At 63.3% G+C, this 16,572-nt stretch carries 12 protein-coding genes; 3 read left to right on the top strand and 9 right to left on the bottom strand.

Features of this window, described 5'->3' with window-relative positions; all coding sequences use genetic code 11:
* The first annotated feature begins 114 nt into the window (after nt 1–114).
* Together HH213_RS14235 and HH213_RS14230 are read left to right on the top strand one after the other, a co-directional pair.
* Nucleotides 115–477: a nucleotide pyrophosphohydrolase gene (locus HH213_RS14235; RefSeq protein WP_110846563.1), complete on the top strand. Its 363-nt coding sequence runs from the start codon at nt 115–117 to the stop codon at nt 475–477.
* Nucleotides 477–2,372 (top strand): sensor histidine kinase, encoded by a 1,896-nt coding sequence (locus HH213_RS14230; RefSeq protein ID WP_169112643.1) that lies wholly within the window; start codon nt 477–479, stop codon nt 2,370–2,372. The genes HH213_RS14235 and HH213_RS14230 overlap by 1 nt, the downstream gene beginning before the upstream one ends.
* A gap of 9 nt (nt 2,373–2,381) precedes the next feature.
* Here HH213_RS14230 and HH213_RS14225 read toward each other — a convergent pair whose 3' ends face one another.
* The 9 genes from HH213_RS14225 to HH213_RS14185 form a co-directional block, all read right to left on the bottom strand.
* Nucleotides 2,382–4,271: a DUF3857 domain-containing protein gene (locus HH213_RS14225; protein ID WP_169112642.1), complete on the bottom strand. Its 1,890-nt coding sequence runs from the start codon at nt 4,269–4,271 to the stop codon at nt 2,382–2,384.
* A gap of 81 nt (nt 4,272–4,352) precedes the next feature.
* A complete protein-coding gene (locus tag HH213_RS14220; protein ID WP_169112641.1) occupies nt 4,353–5,045 on the bottom strand; it encodes a hypothetical protein in 693 nt (230 codons plus the stop codon).
* On the bottom strand, nt 5,042–5,947 hold the full coding sequence (locus HH213_RS14215; protein ID WP_169112640.1) for an alpha/beta hydrolase: 906 nt from the start codon (nt 5,945–5,947) through the stop codon (nt 5,042–5,044). The genes HH213_RS14220 and HH213_RS14215 overlap by 4 nt, the downstream gene beginning before the upstream one ends.
* An 87-nt stretch (nt 5,948–6,034) precedes the next feature.
* Nucleotides 6,035–8,485, bottom strand: a complete 2,451-nt coding sequence (locus tag HH213_RS14210; protein ID WP_110846558.1) for a TonB-dependent receptor plug domain-containing protein — start codon at nt 8,483–8,485, stop codon at nt 6,035–6,037.
* 75 nt (nt 8,486–8,560) lie between these two features.
* Nucleotides 8,561–9,073, bottom strand: a complete 513-nt coding sequence (locus HH213_RS14205) for a RidA family protein (protein WP_169112639.1) — start codon at nt 9,071–9,073, stop codon at nt 8,561–8,563.
* An 11-nt stretch (nt 9,074–9,084) separates the two neighbouring features.
* Nucleotides 9,085–9,498, bottom strand: coding sequence for a c-type cytochrome (locus HH213_RS14200; protein WP_110846556.1), 414 nt, complete (start codon nt 9,496–9,498; stop codon nt 9,085–9,087).
* Nucleotides 9,495–10,994, bottom strand: coding sequence for a flavin monoamine oxidase family protein (locus tag HH213_RS14195; RefSeq protein ID WP_229263467.1), 1,500 nt, complete (start codon nt 10,992–10,994; stop codon nt 9,495–9,497). Before HH213_RS14195 ends, HH213_RS14200 begins: the two co-directional genes overlap by 4 nt.
* Before the next feature lie 335 nt (nt 10,995–11,329).
* The gene (locus tag HH213_RS14190; RefSeq protein ID WP_169112637.1) at nt 11,330–13,153 is read right to left on the bottom strand and encodes a TnsB C-terminal domain-containing protein; all 1,824 of its coding nucleotides are present in this window, start codon (nt 13,151–13,153) and stop codon (nt 11,330–11,332) included.
* A gap of 345 nt (nt 13,154–13,498) precedes the next feature.
* Nucleotides 13,499–15,709 carry a DEAD/DEAH box helicase gene (locus HH213_RS14185; protein ID WP_110846554.1) on the bottom strand — a complete coding sequence of 737 codons (2,211 nt, stop codon included), beginning with the start codon at nt 15,707–15,709 and terminating at the stop codon, nt 13,499–13,501.
* A 222-nt stretch (nt 15,710–15,931) separates the two neighbouring features.
* Between HH213_RS14185 and HH213_RS14180 the strand changes: the two genes are divergently transcribed.
* Entirely contained in the window at nt 15,932–16,402 is a 471-nt protein-coding gene (locus HH213_RS14180) for a DUF4844 domain-containing protein (protein WP_169112636.1), read from the top strand.
* Nucleotides 16,403–16,572 lie beyond the last annotated feature (170 nt).

Genomic DNA, 16,572 nt, shown 5'->3' with positions numbered 1-16,572 from the left:
AAAATAGTAAAGTGTTGCCACTATAGCCAGCGGCCCCGCCGCCCAACCCGCAGATGCGATAAACGGTCGAAAAAGAGGGATGAAACGCAGAATCGGCGGTGTACCATAGCGGTCATGACAACCGCCAACCTGCCCGACCTGCATGACCTGCGCGAGCGCACGCGCCAATTCGCCCAAGCCCGCGACTGGGAACAGTTCCACACGCCCAAAAACCTGGCCATGGCGCTGTCGGTGGAGGTAGCCGAGCTGGCCGAGCATTTCCAGTGGCTGCAAACCGGCGCCGCCACCGAACTGGATGACGGCAAGCGCACCGCCATCCGCCACGAGCTGGCCGACGTGCTGCTCTACCTGGTGCAGCTGGCGGACAAGATGCAAGTCGATTTGCACGCCGCCGCCGTCGAGAAAATGGCGCTCAACGCCATCAAATATCCAGCCGACACCGTGCGCGGCGACGCCCGCAAATACAACGAATACTGATGCGGCGCGTACTGGATATCGCCGCTGCGACGTTAGCCTGTGCGCTGATGCTGCTGGCCGCACCGGCCAGCGCCGAGCCGCAGTCCGCGCCGCAGCACCTAGCTGCGGCTAGCTGGCTGGTGACTACGACCGACCGCTATACCGCACCACCGGCCAGCATCGACAGCGCCAACCTGCCCGGCCCATGGCATCCACTGACACTCCCGTCAACCCTGCCGCGCGGCGACCGCCGCGCCGACGACATCGACACCACCTGGATCCGGGTTACGGTGCCGGCAAGCGCGCAGACCAGCGGACCGCTGGCGATCTACGGCGCCCGCGTCACGGTGGAAGGCACGATCGCGGTCTACGTCAACGGCCGGCTGGCGCACCGCGCGCAGCAGCAAGGCCCATTGTGGGACAGCCCGTTCACACCCTTGTGGATCACGCTGGACTCCGACACCGATGCCGCCCCGGTGCGCGAAATCCTGGTGCGGCTGGAGCATCAGGCGCATAGCCGGGTGGCACTGTCCTCGCTATGGTTCGGCGCCAGCGACGCGCTGCATAGCCGCTACTACACGCGCCTGTGGTTACAGCGCGAGCTGCCGGCCACGCTCAATGCCGCCTTCCTGCTGGTCGGCCTGTTCTCGCTGGCGGTGTGGCTGATCCGCCGCCACAAGTACGAGTACCTGCTGTTCTTCTACCTGGCCGCAGCGTCGTTTGTCGGCCACCTGCACTACTATCTCAGCCTGCCGGTCACCGGCGGCTGGTTCGCCTGGCTCACCGCCAACGCCCTGTTCTGGCTGGTGACGGTGCTGCACCTGTTCCTGCGCAAGCTGCATGGCCGCCCGCTGGTCTGGCTGACGCGCGTGCTGGTCGGCGTCAGCGCCGCCATCACCGTGCTGTCGATGCCGTTGGTGGCGATCCTGCCGGTGTATCCGTCCACCTCTGTGCTGGTGCCGCTGGTGTACGCGGTGGTGGTGGTCATGGCGGCCACGGTCTGCATCGTCGCCGCCGCGTGTTCATGGCGCCGGTCGCGTGAAGGCCTGCTGCTGGCGGCGGGCCTGGGCCTGTGCACGCTGCTGGGCGTGCCCGATTGGCTGATGCACAACCACGTCGCCAGCGCCGAGGGCTGGTTCACCGGCGCCTACACCAATGCCGTCACCTTCTGCATGTTCGGCATACTGATGGCGCGCCGCTACGTCAACGCCATTCGCGGCATGGAGAACAGTAACGCCAGCCTGGAACAGCGGCTGCAAAAATGCGAAGCGGAACTGGAAATCATCCACAGTCAGCTGCGCGAAGCCGCCAACCGCCAGACCATCAGCGACGAGCGCCAGCGGCTGATGCAGGACATGCACGACGGCCTGGGATCGTCGCTGATCAACGCTATCCGCTCGGTCGACCAGACCGACATCAGCACGCAAAAGATTTCGCAGATCCTGAAAGACTGCCTGGATGACCTGAAGCTGACCATCGACTCGATGGAGCCGATCGAAGCCGACCTGCTGATGTTATTGGGTTCCTTGCGCTTCCGGCTGGAGCCACGGCTGGAAGGCACCGGCATCACGCTGCGCTGGGAAATCCGCGACCTGCCGCCGCTGCCATGGCTGGAACCGGGCAGCGCGCTGAGCATCCTGCGCATCATCCAGGAGAGCATCGCCAACATCCTGCGCCACACGCCGGCGACCGAAATCCGTCTCAGCACCCGGCACGACGTCGAGGGCGATGGCGTACAGGTGACCGTCAGCGACAACGGCGGCGGCTTCGACCTGGCCGCCACGCTGCAATCGCCGGGCGGGCGCGGCATCCGCAATCAGCAGCGGCGCGCCCGCAGCGTCAACGGCCGCGTGGACTGGGCGTGCGATGGCAGCGGCACCCGCTTCACGTTATGGCTGCCGCTGACGCGCGCCTGAGCCGGCAGCTCAGTTGGCACCCACCGCCGGACTGGCCGCTTCCGGCACCTGCAAGATGAACTGGCTGCGCAGGTCGCGCACCATTTTCTTGATATCGGCCTGCATCGCCAGATAGTCTTCCGGCGTGCACACGCGGGTGCCATCCTTCCCGCTCTTCAAGGCGCGCTTGATCAACAGCTTGCCGTCCACCTGGCGGAACTCGGCGCTGTACTGGAAGTATGGGCTGGCCAGATGCACATCCGGCGGCACCGCCAGCAGCGTGGCATTGGCGGGGAACTCGTAGCTCGCATCTTCCTCATAATCGTTTTCCGGACACAGATAGGGCTGGGTGCGGGTAGCCTCGTTAGTCAGGCCGAGCACCTGCTGCGCCAGTCCCACATACAGGCTGCTGTACGCCGGCACGCCGACCGGACCTGGCAAATAGACCCAGTTGTCGCCGCTGCCCTTCAGGCTAAAGCGATAGCCCTTGCCGCTGGCCGCATCACTCAGGTCGCCCAGCACCACCTCGCCGCGGCCCTTGATGGTGGCGGACTTCAGCAACTCTTCAACAAAGCGCACCTGATCGGCCTTGCCCCAGTTGCGATGTTCGTTGCGCACCGCCTCTTCCCACGCACCCAGCTGGTCGCGCGTGAAGTTGAATGTGGCCGAACCATCGGCCGCAATCTTCACCGTGTAGTGGTTCTTGATCTTGATCAGCTGTGTTACCGGGGTGTGCCCCATTTGGCCGCTGCGGGTCAGGATCACCTGCTTGTCCAGATCATCCCCCGGCAGATAGCCGGCGGCGATGCTCTCCGCCGTCGAATCGAGATACAGGTCCAGCTTCGGGATGTAGGTGATGACGTGATTGAACTGCCCCAGTTGCGCCACCGGCGCCAGCTTGAACGACCAACCCAGGTTAATCAGCGCCGGCGTGCTGTCGATGCCGACCGCGCGCAGCATCGCTTCCATCAGCACCACGTGATCCTTGCAGTCGCCATAGCGGTTGTCCAGTATCGACTCTGCGCTGTGCGGCTCCAGGCCGCCGTTGCCGATGTAGACCGCAACATAGCGCACGTTCTTGCGCACCCAGTTATCGATGGCCATGGCCTGCGCGCGCGGATCGCTCAACCCTTTTACCACTTCGCGCGCCTTGGCGGCAATGCGCGCCGTCACCGCCGCCGCCGGCGCTGCGGTACGGTCGTAGGCCAGGCCGATTTCACCGTAGCTGTTGAAGGTCGAGACGATCAGATGGCGGCCATAGTCGGCGTAGGCGATTGATCCAGCCTCGATGCGCGGCGTCGGCGCCTGCACGTAGTCCCAGCGGTAGACAGTGCGGCCGTCGTGCTGCTGCGGCGCGCTGGCTTTGAAGCCGGGATCGTCCGCCTTCAGCGTCATCCCGGCCGGCATGTCGTAGATCAGCGTCAGTTGCTCGGTGCGGCGGAACAGCGGATAGGTGATGTCGCTGAACTGACCCGGAAAATAGGCACTGCGACGCGTCTTGCGGGTCTTCGAATACAGCTTGTCGCCCACCGCCACATCGGCGTAGATCACGCTTTTGACCTGCATGTCCTGGAACATGGCCGCGCCGTTGTAGGCTGGCTCATTTTGCAGCTTGATCTGCTCCGGCAGCACCGGGATGCGGCGGCCGTCCGGCTTCTCGGTGTAGGCTTCAATGACCTCCACATCTTCCAGTGTGCGGTTGAAATGGAAGCGGCGCTGCGCCTGGTGCTCCACGGCGCGCTGCTCGTTAATCTGCACCAGCTCTTCAAAATCCTGGACGTAGCTGCCGTCGCGCTGCACCACAAAGGTCTGCTGGTTCTTCAGCGTGGTCACCGAGGTATCGATGCCATCATCGGCGGCCAGCGCAGGTTGAGACAGCAGCGCAGCGGCGCACAGCAGGGCAAGCAATTTCAATTTCATGGACAAAGTCAGAAGGATGCAAGAGCGTGCATTCTTGGCATCCTTTGTTTTTTTGTCAAATTACCGCTAGGTTAGGTAGCGCTAGAACGGGATCGGACACGGCGCCGCTTTCGGCTGGCCGAAGCCGACCTGGCCGCTCTTGGCGGAGCCGATGGCGCTGTTCTTGTCGGCGTAGTACAAGCAGTAGTCCCCCAGTGCGGTGGTCACGCGGTAGATGCGGTTTGGATCGTTGGGTGGGCTGATCAACTCTATGCGCGCAGGCTCAAACCACTTGGGCTTGACCGCCGCATGCGCGGCCGCGATGCCCTTGGCCAGCCGCGCATTGGTGGAATTCGCCGGCGCGCTAAAGGCTTGCGGATTTTCCGCGCGCAGCTGGCGGTCGATGTCACCGATGGATTTCAGCGCCTGCTGCATGACATCGGGCGGCAGCTTGCCCGGCGCGGGCGATTCGGCGAACAGTGCGTGGTCGTCACGCGGCGGCTCGGCGGCGGCGGGCGGTGCGGCGGCGGCAGAATCCTGCGTGGCGGCGACCGGCGCCGGCTCCCCCTGCGCCGGCAGGCGCGCTACCGGCGGCGCCATTACCGGCTGCCGCGTCGCTGCTCGCTGAGGAGGCGCGGTTCGCTCCTGCGGCCTTGGCGCCACAGGCGTCAGCCAATGGATCCATATCCGCTCATCGTACCCAACGCGCTGCGCCAGCGGACGCGTCAACGCCCACAGCAACGCCAGATGCAGCAGGAGGACAAACGCGATATTGACCGCGCGCCCTTGGCTCATCGAGGCGCCAGCCCCAATGCCTTGCGGATGTGCGTCGAGACGATGCGCCATGCCGGCGACGTCGCAGCCACCTCATCGTAGTGACTGCCGCCGGGCAGCGACACCACTTCCGCCGCATCGCCGGCAGCCTGCGCGCGGCGCGCATAATCCTGGCCCACGCGCAGCGGCGAGATGTTATCGTGCTCGCCGTGAATCAGCACCGTGCGCACGCCGACCGGCAGCAACTCCGCCGGCGACGTATCGCTGAAAATATCAGGGCGTTCGGCGCTGGCCGCGCCGGCCAGTTGCACCATATCGCGGTCACAGCTGGACTTGATCAGCGCCTGCTCGTTGCGCAAGTCGGCCAGGCCGCCAAGGCTGATCACCACCGGCACCGGCAGCGGATCGGCCGTGTACAAAGGACTGCTGCGCGGCAGTCGCGCCCGCGCCGCGGCCCACTGTGCCAGATGGCCGCCGGCCGAGTGCCCAACGAGCACCACGCGCGACAGATCGAGCTTGTGCTCCGCAGCCAGCAGGCGCAGTCGGTCCATGGCCGTGGCGACGTCGTGATACATGCCCGGATAGCCTCCGCCCTCCTCGTCGTAGCGGCGGTACTCCACATTCCACACCGCGATGCCCTGCCCGGCCAGATCGCCGGCCATATTGCGCATCTGCGTGATGCCGCCGAATTCCTTGGTCCAGCAGCCGCCATGGATGATCACTGCGACCGGAAACGGGCCGTCGCCATGCGGCTGGAACAGCTCCGCAAACTGCGACGGCGCCGCACCATACGCCACATGGCGCGTCGGCGCCGGGCCGCTCAGCGCCAGGTAATCCTGCAAGGTCATGGGCGCCGCAACAGCACCGCCCACACTGCCGGCCAGCGCCGCCGCCAGCAAAGTTCTATCGATCTTTTTCAACATGCACGCAATCCTCCAACGAGAGCCGCCATGCTACACCAAAAAAAAGGGCCGCCCCGAAGGACGACCCCAAAGCAACTAAGCCCCCGCTTAGAACTTGTAGTTGGCGCGCGCGTAGTAGTAGCCGCCATTGATGCCGAACGGCGAGAAGCTTGGCAGAACGGTCACGGCGCCGTTGTCGTTGTTGCCGCGCTGCTCCGCCAGCATTCCCGGATTGATACCATTCGGGTAGGTGTTGAACAGGTTATTGGCGCCCACCGCCAGCGACCAGGCGCTGTTCAACTTGTAGCCCACTTCCAGATCGGTGATGGCCTTGGTGGCGATCTTGGTCAGGTAGTAGTTGCTGGAACCGTCCGGGTGCTGCCATTCGGACGATTTGCCGTAAATCGCTTCGCGCAGATTGACGGTCCAGTTACCGATCTTCCACAGCGCGCCGAGGTTGAGACGCATTTTCGGCGATGCGGTTTCCAGATCGGAGATCGCGGTCCTGTCGAGCAAGGTCTGTGGCAGCAGCTGCGCCGGCACCTGATTGATCTTGATCACTTCGACCTTGTTGTAGTTGGCCGCGATCGACCAGTCCACCGAGCCCGCCGTACCATAACGCTCATTGAGCGTGGTGACGAATTCCACACCGCGGCTGCGGGTGTTGACCGCGTTCGAGAAGATGTTGATGCCGGTGGTGGTCACCGACGAATCGAGCACGTTGCCGTTGGCCTTGATGGCTGCCACGACGGCTGGCGACACCACGTCCGCACCGGAACCGTTCAACGCACCACTACCGACGATGCGGTCGCGGATGGTGATCTGGTAGGCGTCCAGCGTCATCGACAGGTTCGACGCCGGATTCAATACCAGCCCGACGCTGAAGTTGGTCGAACGCTCAGGCTTCAGCCCATCGACGCCCACCAGTTTGGCGCCAGCCGAATTCGGCGCCAGCTGGACGAAGGCCGAACCCGGCGAGACGTTGGTGGCCGAGTAGTACGACTCGGCCAGCGTCGGCGCCCGGAAACCGTTGGACACGGTACCGCGCAACGCCACCACCGGCGAGAAATCGTAGCGGGTGGTGAACTTGCCCACCTTGGCGTTACCGAAATCGCTGAAGTGTTCATAGCGCGCCGCCAGATCCAGCGTCAGATCGGCGATCGGATTGCCGGCGAAGTCCAGATAGGCCGCCTTGTTGGTGCGACGATGGCTGCCGGCGTCGGTCAGCGAGAAGCCCGGATACGACTGCGAACCTTCCTTGTAGCGCGACGCTTCGTCGCCGGCTTCGATTTCGTATTTGTCGATGCGGTGCTCGATACCACCGGCGATGTTGAGCGGCTTGGCCCAGCCGATGTCGAATTCCTTCGACGCTTCCAGCGTGGTGGTCAGCTGGCTGGCGATGAAGGCGCCGGCGCTGAACACGGTCGGCGTGAAGCCGGTGTCGTTAAACAGCGAGACGTTGCCCGAATCGGCCACGCCGATGCGCGCCTTGTCGCGGCCATAGGTCGAGCTCAGGTCGATGTTCCAGCCTGCGGCCTTGGTCTTGTAACCACCGGTGAAGGCGAAGTCCTCTTCCTTCATGGTTTCCTTCGGCGAGAAGCCGGTCGGATAGATCTTCGGCAGGCGGCTCGGCAGGCGGTAGTTCTCGTACGCGCGCGCTTCCTTGCGGCCGGCGGTGGCAAACGCATACAACTGGCTGTCCGGCGATATATCCCAGCCAAAGTTGGCGGCGACCACGCTCAGGTGATACTGTGCGTCGCCCTGGATCTTGTTGACGTGCGGGTAGCCCGGCTCCTGGAACATGCCGGGGTACAGCGCGACGTTGGCCGGATCGACCACGCGTGGATCGATGCCGCCACGGTCGCTGTAGCCGTGGTATTTGGATTCCGCGGTGAGGCTGAGGAAAGCGTCCTGGAACGGCTCGACGCCGATGTTGGCGCTGCCGTCCAGGGTGCGGCCGCCGCCATCGGAGTAGCCGCCGCCGTTGGCGGTGGCGGTGCCGCCGTGGTTATTCGATTTGAGGATGATGTTGATCACGCCGGCAATCGCGTCGGAGCCATACTGCGCGGCCGCACCATCCTGCAACACCTCGATGTGGTCGATGGCGGATACCGGAATGTAGTTCAGATCAGCCGCCGCGCCGCCCTGGTAAGGTCCACCCAGAACGGCAAGGTTGGCGGTGCCGTGGCGGCGCTTGCCGTTGATGAGCACCAGCGTGTTGTTCGGGCTCAGGCCGCGCAGGCGCGCCGACAGCGTCAGATTGGCAGCGTCGCCGCCGAAAGCCTGCGCCGTGAAGGACGGCAGATTCTGCGCCAGCGCCTGGATCAGGTCGGGCTGGCCGGTGCGCGCCAGCGAGGCCGAATCCAGCACCTGGATCGGCGAAGCACTGTTTTCGACCTTGATGCCGCTCGAGCGCGTGCCCGTCACGATCACCGCCCCGACGTTAGGCGAGGCCGCATCGGCCGGTGCGGCGACAGTATCGTCTTCAGCGGCGTAGACGCTAAATGCCAGGGTGGACAACACGGCTGCGACGCCGATCTTCAGTGTGGCCTTATGCATATTTTTAATTCCCCATTTTTGACTAAAAGCGAAAGTAAGACCCGAAAACACAACTGCCCGATTTGCTACAACTGTTTATTTTTTGGCGGCGACCACTTCGATCTCCACCAGCCAGCCCGGATTGCTCAGGCCCGCCACCTGCACCACGGCGCGCGCCGGCAGGTTGAGCTGAGGGGATGGCTGCGCACTGGCGCCGAAATATTGGGTATAGGCTTCCATGAAGCCCTTGGTGTCAGCCTTGCCGCCCTTGGCCGGATCGCCGACCAGGAACACCTGCATCTTCACCACGTCGGACATCTCCAGCCTCATGCCCTGCAGGATTTCCTTGATCTTCTTCAGCACCGACTCCGACTGCGCCTTGGTGTCGCCGAAGGATTCCAGCGAATCGGCCGGCGCATCCTTGTTGACCACCGCCGGTACCTGGCCGCTGATGAAATGGATGGTGGCGGTCGGCGGAATCGACACCGCCAGCGCAATCGGGAAGTCGGAATTGGGAATCTTGTGACGCACGATGTCGGCCTTCGGCGCGGCGGCGTGCGCGCTGCCGAAAGCGGCGCAGATCAACAGGGTGACGATGGTCTTTTTCATGAATGGCTCTTTCAGTGTTTATTGGACATGGCGGAATTGCCAAACGGGTCGACGCCCAGCGTGGTGCGCAGCGATGCGACCTGCTCTGCGTTCAGGCCATCGGCCTTGTTGCCCCAGCTGGAGCGCACGAAGGTCAGCACGGTGGCGATATCGCTGTCGCTCAATGAGTCGCTGAAGTCCGGCATGCCGCCGCGCCCTTTCAGCAGCACGGAAGCGACCTCGTTGCCCGGGCCTTGTGCGAACTTGCTGCCGGCCAGCGCCGGGAAGGCGCCGGGAATGCCTTTGCCGGTGGCCTGATGGCAGGCGGCGCAGTTTTTCAGGAACAGCGCCTTGCCGTCGGTCTCCTGCGCCCGCGACGGCGACGATGCAGCCGCCGCAATCGTCGCGATGATCGCCAGTGCAGCCTTGATCAAGGTATCTTTCATGCGCTGGCCCTTTCATGGATCTGGGCGATCTGCTGCCATGCCGATTCAATGGCGCCGGCCTGCCAGCCGGTCAGATAGCTCAGGTGCTCGCCGGCCAGCAGGATACGGCCCTCGCCCGCCACCAGCGTTGGATATGCGGCGGCGCGGGTCTTGTCGGTCCACTCGGCCCAGCCGCCCAGGTTGTACTGCACGCGGTGCCACGCCACCGAGAACGAGGTCTCGAAGTTCTCCGTGTATTGCGGGAAGATCTTCTGGCCCGCCGCCAGCGCAAACTCGGCGCGCTCCTTGAGCGACAGCGCACTGGTTTCGATCGCGGCAGTCTGGTACTGGTAATAACCCAGCAGCACGCCCTTCTTCTTCTGGAAGCCGTACGACGGCACCGAGATCTGGTTGATGCCTTTTACGTCGGTCATGATGTGACCACCGTAGATATGGTCGTCCTCTTCCCAGAAGCGGCGCTTCATCTGCAGGCCGATCTTGCCCACCGGCGCGTACGCCACGGTGGCGACGGCCTTCTTGAATTTGTCCGGAAAATCGGTATCGATCTGGCGCAGCACCGACAGCGGGATGGCGCACAGGCAGTAGTCAGCGCTGATGGAGCTGACCTTGTTGGTGCCGGTGTCCTTGTAGGTCACCGTCACACCCTTGTCGTTCTGACGAATGGTTTGTACTTCCGACTTGTAGCGGATGTTTTTGCCGACGCGTTTTTCAAACGCCTTGGCGATAGCGTCCATGCCGCCGACCGGCTGGAACATGGTGTTCTGCATCGGGAAATCCTGCACCGCGCTGTAGACGTTGCCCAGCTTCGACGCCAGCAGATCCTTGAAGCCCAGCGGATCGGACAGCGTGCCCGGACCAGGATTCAGGCCGGCGCCAGGATTGACTGCATAGCCACGGCCGCTGCGGCCCTTGTATTGCAGATCGTTGGCGGTCAGCGCGCCTTCGTGCTGCAGGTAGTCCAGCAGCAGGCGCTGGTCATCGGGGCTCAGTTCCTGGTCCAGCTGATGGTTCTTGACCGACTTGGCCAGCAGCTCCGACACGTGGCCGCGCATATCGGCCTTGACTTCCTTCAGGCGCACGCGTTTGCCGGCGAACGGGCCGGCGTTCTCGGAATAGACGTAAGCGTGGTCGTTTTCGTTGACCATCACTTCCAGCGGCACCTCGAACAGCTTGGTGTAATGCAGCGTCGACTGATGGTGCAGCGGAATGCGCCATGGTCCGTGATTGATGTAATGGCCGTCGTCAAACGCGCAAGTCTGTTTTTCGCCACCCAGTTCGGTCAGGCTGAAACCCTTGCGCGCCGTCTGGCAACGGCCGCCGGCGAAGGCGCGCGCCTCCAGGATCTGCACCTTGTAGCCCAGCTTCTCCAGTTCAAAGGCCGCCGTCATGCCGGCCAGGCCGGCGCCGAGGATCAGCACCTTCTTGCCCTTGCCGCTGCCGCTCAGGGCCGGCGGCGCGGAAGCGGTGGAGGCAATCCCCATGCCCCAGGCGTCCATGGTGGTCAACAGCAGTCCCGTGCCACCCACAACGGCGGCACGATACAGGAAATCCCTCCTCGTAAATGAGCTAAACGATTTAAATTGTTTTACCGTTTTACTGTCCATCTGCATCCTCACCGGTCTACTGAAAAAACCCTTGGGCGACTTGCTAACCCATAGTTCCTATCTAGCAAACGGCGTGCCACCAAGTAGTCAAAAAATAAACATCTTTCGGCTAACAGGTTTTATTGCAGATAACTGGATAAACGATATAAAACAATGTTCATACTTTATTCACGTGAAAAAAATGCACTGCACCTTTACGATGCAGTGCACGCTGGCTGTGGCACAGATCAGCCGACCAGGCTGACGTATCCCTGCGTAGTGCTACGTAGCGCAGCTGCGGGCATGGCGGTCTGCGTGCGCGGCAACAGTGCAATTTCCGCCGTCGACAGATGCTGGTGCGCGACGCTGGCATCGGTCAGGTGGCAGGCATGGAATTGCATCGGCGCAGCTGCGTCCAGCAAATAAACCATGTCCATATTGGCCGGATCGTAAGCCACCCGCACCTGCCACTCCCCGCGTTGACGCGCGCGCTCGAACCAGCGCTCGTTGACGGCGCGCGTGCAGGTGTACACGCTGTCATGCAGCGTGATGCCATCCGCCGTCACCGTAGCTTGCGCCACCGGCATCAGGCTGCAGCGGATCAGGTGCTCGGGATAGATCTTCAAGCCACCGCCGCGATGCTCCACGCCCCAGTCCCACAAGCGGCGCGGCGTTGCGCCGTCCGCGTGCGCCAGTTGCTGGCGGTTGTTGTAGTACAGGACGCAGTCGATGACGATGCGGGTGAACTGGTTCAGATCCAGCACGCCATCCAGCCGGCATGGTGCGCCGTGCAGATTCGGCGCCAGCAGACGGAAACGCTTTTCCAGCACGCCGCGCCAGTCATCCACGCCATGTTCGGCCGCCACGCAGCGCAGGTTGAAGTTGTTGAGCAGCGTGTCGCCGTTCCAGCCCAGCGTCAGCGCGGCGTTGGCAAACAGCGTTTCCGGTAGATGGCGACACGGCCACTGCTCGGCCTCGATGCGGCGGCCGTGCTGCTGGGCGTAGCGCTGCTTGTCGGCGCCGCAGTGGGCCAGCGCCAGCATGGCGTGCGGCCACTGCACCTCGCCCATGCCGATGTAGACGCCGCACACCATGCGGCTGAAGGCATCCGTCACCACATATATCAGCGGCCGGCCGATGACCTGCTGGCGGTCGGCGCGCGACACCAGCTGCACCTCGGCGCGCACCGCATCCAGATAGAAGCCGGCGCCGGGACGGCCCTGCAATGGCACCGCCAGCGGCGGCTGCATGGCCTGCTCCTGCGCGCCGGCCGCCATATCGGACGGCTGGCGGCGCGCCACTTCCGGCGGCCGGTCGTCGTCGTGATCGAGCCAGTAATTGAACTGGCCGAAGGTCGGTACTTCCTGCTGCATCGCCGCCGTGGCCTGCACCCGGCCCGAGTCGGTGTCGATGCGGCGTTCGATGAAGAAGTCGGCCAGCATCTGCTGGTAGGCGCCCAGCCGCGAGAACTTGGCATTGGCGGCCGCGTAGCGGGCCGTGGCGACGCGGAAGATGCGGCGGATGTCCTCGTCCGCATTCAGGCCCGGACCGGCGTCTGCGCCGTTTTTACGCGGCCTGCCGCGCTTGACGCCCGCCGACGACTGCCGCACCTTGCCGCGGCCGCCGGAATTGCCGTAATCCGGCAGCAGCGCATTGGGGGTCTGCCCGCGCTGCCAGTAACGGCGCAGGTAGCGGTAAATGGTGGGATGCGACACCTGGTGCTGGGCGGTGGCCTGGGCAATTAACTGACCGCGCTGGCGCGCTTCGTAGATGGCCGGCTCCTGCGCCACCAGCGCCTCGATGATCTCCCAGGCGCGGGCACGCAGTTGCAGGTGCTTGGGTGGCAGCAGCTCCTGGCTGACCACCATCAGGTAAGGGTCGGCCGGCAGCACGCTGACGTGGCCGGCCCGGAGGTCGGCGTGCAGCGCCGATAGCTGGATCATCTCCACGTCCGCCGAGTGCGCCGCCACGTCGAATACGTAGACGTGGCTTTGCTCGGGAGCGATCCACAAGATACGGACGGTGCGCGGCGACGGATGCGTATAGTGCAGCAGGTCGTTGCGCAGTAGCATTAGCGCTCCCGGAACGAAGAGCTGAACGGCCGGCTATCGACGTAAATCGAATGCAGCCCTCCGGCAGCCGAATTCCGCATTGCCTGCGGCTTGATCGCGTCTACAAAGGTAGTCCACAGCTTCCTGAATGAAGTCATTTGCCACGCTCCCACGCTTAACGTCTCCAGGTTGAAGGCGCTGATACTGCCGCCGCTTATCACGATTGTGCTATCACATATGCAATAAGCGGGCCAGCCGGGCTTGCTCTATGAGAGCGAGTCTGCGGACAATTCAGCAAGCTTGGTTTTGGTGCAATGCAGCACCAGCGTGGGGAATAAAAAAAGGGGCCTTGCGGCCCCGTGGTGATTAGTACTTCTTCTTCGGCTTGGCGCCGGGCGCCGGCTTCTTCGGCGGCGTGTGCTTGACCGATTCCGGCGGCATGCGGTCGATCTGGCTGATCTTCAGCTGTGCGCCGCCGACCCAGACCTTGCCCAGGCTGCGGAACATGTCTTCAGGCATGCCATCTGGCAACTCCAGCATGCTGTGGTCCTCAAAGATCTCGATACGGCCGATGTACTTGGCTTCCAGACCGGTCTCGTTGGCGATGGCGCCGACGATGTTGGCTGGCGTGATCTCGTTATTGCGGCCCACTTCCACGCGGAAAGCACTCATCGGCACCGTTTGCTTGCCTGGCTTTTCCTTTTTCTTCTTGGCTGGCGCGTCTTCCACCAGCTCGTCGGCCGTCACGCGGGCAGCTTTTTCCAGCGGCGAACCGGACGACACTGGCGCCGGCGCCGCCACTGGCTTGATGGCGCGTGGCTTGGCCGGGGCCGGTGCAGCGGCTGGCGCCGGCGCGCCCTGGCCGTCGACGCTGATGCGCAGCGCCTGGCCGGCCACACGGATACCGCCCATCATTTCCAGTGATTCGCGGCTCAGCGTATCGGGCATGTCCAGCACCGTGTAGTCGTCGAAGATCTCGATGCGGCCGATGTTCTTCGAATCGATGCCACCTTCGTTGGCGATGGCGCCGACGATATTGCCCGGCTTGACGCCGTGCTGGTAGCCGACTTCAATGCGGTAGGTACGCATGCCCGGCTCGGAGTCGCGCGCGATGCGTTCCTTTTTCGGGAAACGCTCGCTGCGGTCGCCACGCTCGGCACGGTCGCCGAAACGGTCGCCGCGCTCAGGGCGGTCGAACGAGGCCGACGCCGGACGGGCCGGACGCTCTTCCCACTCGGTCTTCTGCTTCTTGTCCAGCAGCAGCGGCACATCGCCGCGCGCCAGCTTGGCCAGCGCCGCAGCGATTTCCACCGCCGGAATGTTGTACTCCTGCTCGTAGTCCTCGATCAGCGACTGGAACAGCTCCAGGCCGCCTTCAGCCAGCGTCTCGGTGATCTGCTGCTTAAACTTGGCGATACGCACATCGTTCACCGCCTGGATGGTTGGCAATTCCAGCTGGTCGATCGGTTGGCGGGTCGAGCGCTCGATCATCTTCAGCAGGCCTTTTTCGCGTGGCGTGATGAACAGGATCGCCTCGCCGCTACGGCCGGCGCGGCCGGTGCGGCCGATACGGTGAGTATAGCTTTCCGGATCGTGCGGCACGTCGTAGTTGACCACGTGCGAAATACGCTCCACGTCCAGGCCGCGGGCGGCCACGTCGGTCGCCACCAGGATATCGATCTTGCCGTCCTTGAGCATCTGCACGGTGCGCTCACGCTGCGCCTGCTGGATGTCGCCGTTGATGGCGGCGGCCGAGAAACCGCGTGCTTGCAGCTTCTGCGCCAGTTCCTCGGTGCCCAGCTTGGTACGCGAGAAAATAATCATGCCGTCGAAATTCTCGGCTTCCAGGATGCGGGTCAGCGCGTCCAGCTTGTGCATGCCGGACACCAGCCAGTAACGCTGGCGGATGTTCTCGTTGGTGCCAGTCTTGGCGGCAACGGTCACTTCCTTCGGCTCATGCAGGTAGGTATTGGCGATGCGGCGGATGGCCGACGGCATGGTGGCCGAGAACAGCGCGGTCTGGCGCGACTCCGGCGTTTCTTGCAGGATGCGCTCGACGTCGTCGATAAAGCCCATGCGCAGCATTTCGTCGGCTTCGTCCAGCACCAGCGTTTTCAGCTTGGACAGGTCGAGCGAACCCTTGTCCAGGTGATCGATCACGCGGCCGGGGGTACCGACCACCACGTGCACGCCGCGGCGCAGCGCCGACAGCTGGGGACCGTAGCTCTGGCCGCCGTAGATCGGCAGCACGTGGAAGCCGGGAATATGCTTGGCGTAGGTCTGGAACGCCTCGGCGACCTGGATCGCCAGTTCGCGGGTCGGCGCCAGCACCAGCGCTTGCGGCGTGGTCTGTTTGATATCGATGCGCGCCAGGATCGGCAGCGCAAAGGCGGCGGTTTTACCGGTGCCGGTCTGGGCCTGGCCCAGCACGTCGCGGTTGTCCAGCAGCAGCGGAATGGTCGCGGCCTGGATCGGCGACGGCGACTCGTAACCGACGTCGTTCAACGCCTGCAGCAGCGGCGCGCCGAGGTTGAGTTCCGAGAAAAGGGTAATGGGGGATACTGGAGATGCAGACATGGCGTCACTCAAAAAATTGTTCGAATCGCCTAATTGCGAAAGAAATTGATGCGTAGTTTACTCTGTCTGGCGTGCACTAGCTGGTTTTTACGTGAAATCGGGGTGGAATCGCGACTTTTCGGGGACTTTCCGGGCCGTGTGCACCGGCATGGTGACAATTCACGGATTTTGGCGACAGGCAAGCTGCTATCCTGATGTCATTCAACCAATAGCGGAGCAGAAGTGTTTATCAAAGTACTGGCCGGAGCAGCGGCCCTCGTGGCGGCGATCGTCATTGCCGGGGTTTCGGGCCTTCTGTTTTATGTGTGGCCGACCGGTTTCCATGACCAGCAATTAGCGATCACGCCGGAAGTGCTCCAGCGTTTGCGTAGTTTGAAATCAGAGCATAAATTCGGCCCCGATCACGCCACCTTCTATCCTGGGGCGATGCATGAAAGCGAACGGTTAATGGCGCAGGCATCCGTAGACTCGACCATCGAGTCGCTGATTGCCGAACTGCCTGCGCGACCACAACGCTCCACGGTGCTGCGGACCATCAAACACACCCTGGCTAGTCCGGGGACGTCCGAGTCCGAGGAGCGCGACCAGATGCTGACGTACTTCACCAAAGTGATGGCTGTTTGTGGCGTGGAGAGTTCCGACGAACTATTCAACGTCTGGCGCTACGGATTCCCTTACGGTTGGCTCATCTAAACAAGGTAAAGGTATGGACAAGCAGACTGCTGCGGAACTGATACAAGAAGTGCTGAAGCTGACCGCACAGCTCAACGTGATTATCCACAAGATCCAGGACACCAACCTTGAGCGGCTTCGGCCTTAACTCTCACCGCAAAGGCAAGGGTCCATACGGCCAGATGCGGACG

The sequence above is a fragment of the Duganella dendranthematis genome (assembly GCF_012849375.1).
GTDB classification, from domain to species: Bacteria; Pseudomonadota; Gammaproteobacteria; order Burkholderiales; family Burkholderiaceae_D; genus Rugamonas; species Rugamonas dendranthematis.
Note: the sequence above shows the minus strand (reverse complement) of the source record. Positions and strands in the feature narration are given on the sequence as shown.

What these genes read in the sequence shown, in the direction of transcription:
- HH213_RS14235 (WP_110846563.1), top strand. Translation starts at nt 115, where the DNA reads ATGACAACCGCCAACCTGCCCGACCTGCATGACCTGCGCGAGCGCACG.
- HH213_RS14230 (WP_169112643.1), top strand. Translation starts at nt 477, where the DNA reads ATGCGGCGCGTACTGGATATCGCCGCTGCGACGTTAGCCTGTGCGCTG.
- HH213_RS14225 (WP_169112642.1), bottom strand. Translation starts at nt 4,271, where the DNA reads ATGAAATTGAAATTGCTTGCCCTGCTGTGCGCCGCTGCGCTGCTGTCT.
- HH213_RS14220 (WP_169112641.1), bottom strand. Translation starts at nt 5,045, where the DNA reads ATGAGCCAAGGGCGCGCGGTCAATATCGCGTTTGTCCTCCTGCTGCAT.
- HH213_RS14215 (WP_169112640.1), bottom strand. Translation starts at nt 5,947, where the DNA reads ATGTTGAAAAAGATCGATAGAACTTTGCTGGCGGCGGCGCTGGCCGGC.
- HH213_RS14210 (WP_110846558.1), bottom strand. Translation starts at nt 8,485, where the DNA reads ATGCATAAGGCCACACTGAAGATCGGCGTCGCAGCCGTGTTGTCCACC.
- HH213_RS14205 (WP_169112639.1), bottom strand. Translation starts at nt 9,073, where the DNA reads ATGAAAAAGACCATCGTCACCCTGTTGATCTGCGCCGCTTTCGGCAGC.
- HH213_RS14200 (WP_110846556.1), bottom strand. Translation starts at nt 9,498, where the DNA reads ATGAAAGATACCTTGATCAAGGCTGCACTGGCGATCATCGCGACGATT.
- HH213_RS14195 (WP_229263467.1), bottom strand. Translation starts at nt 10,994, where the DNA reads ATGGACGCCTGGGGCATGGGGATTGCCTCCACCGCTTCCGCGCCGCCG.
- HH213_RS14190 (WP_169112637.1), bottom strand. Translation starts at nt 13,153, where the DNA reads ATGCTACTGCGCAACGACCTGCTGCACTATACGCATCCGTCGCCGCGC.
- HH213_RS14185 (WP_110846554.1), bottom strand. Translation starts at nt 15,709, where the DNA reads ATGTCTGCATCTCCAGTATCCCCCATTACCCTTTTCTCGGAACTCAAC.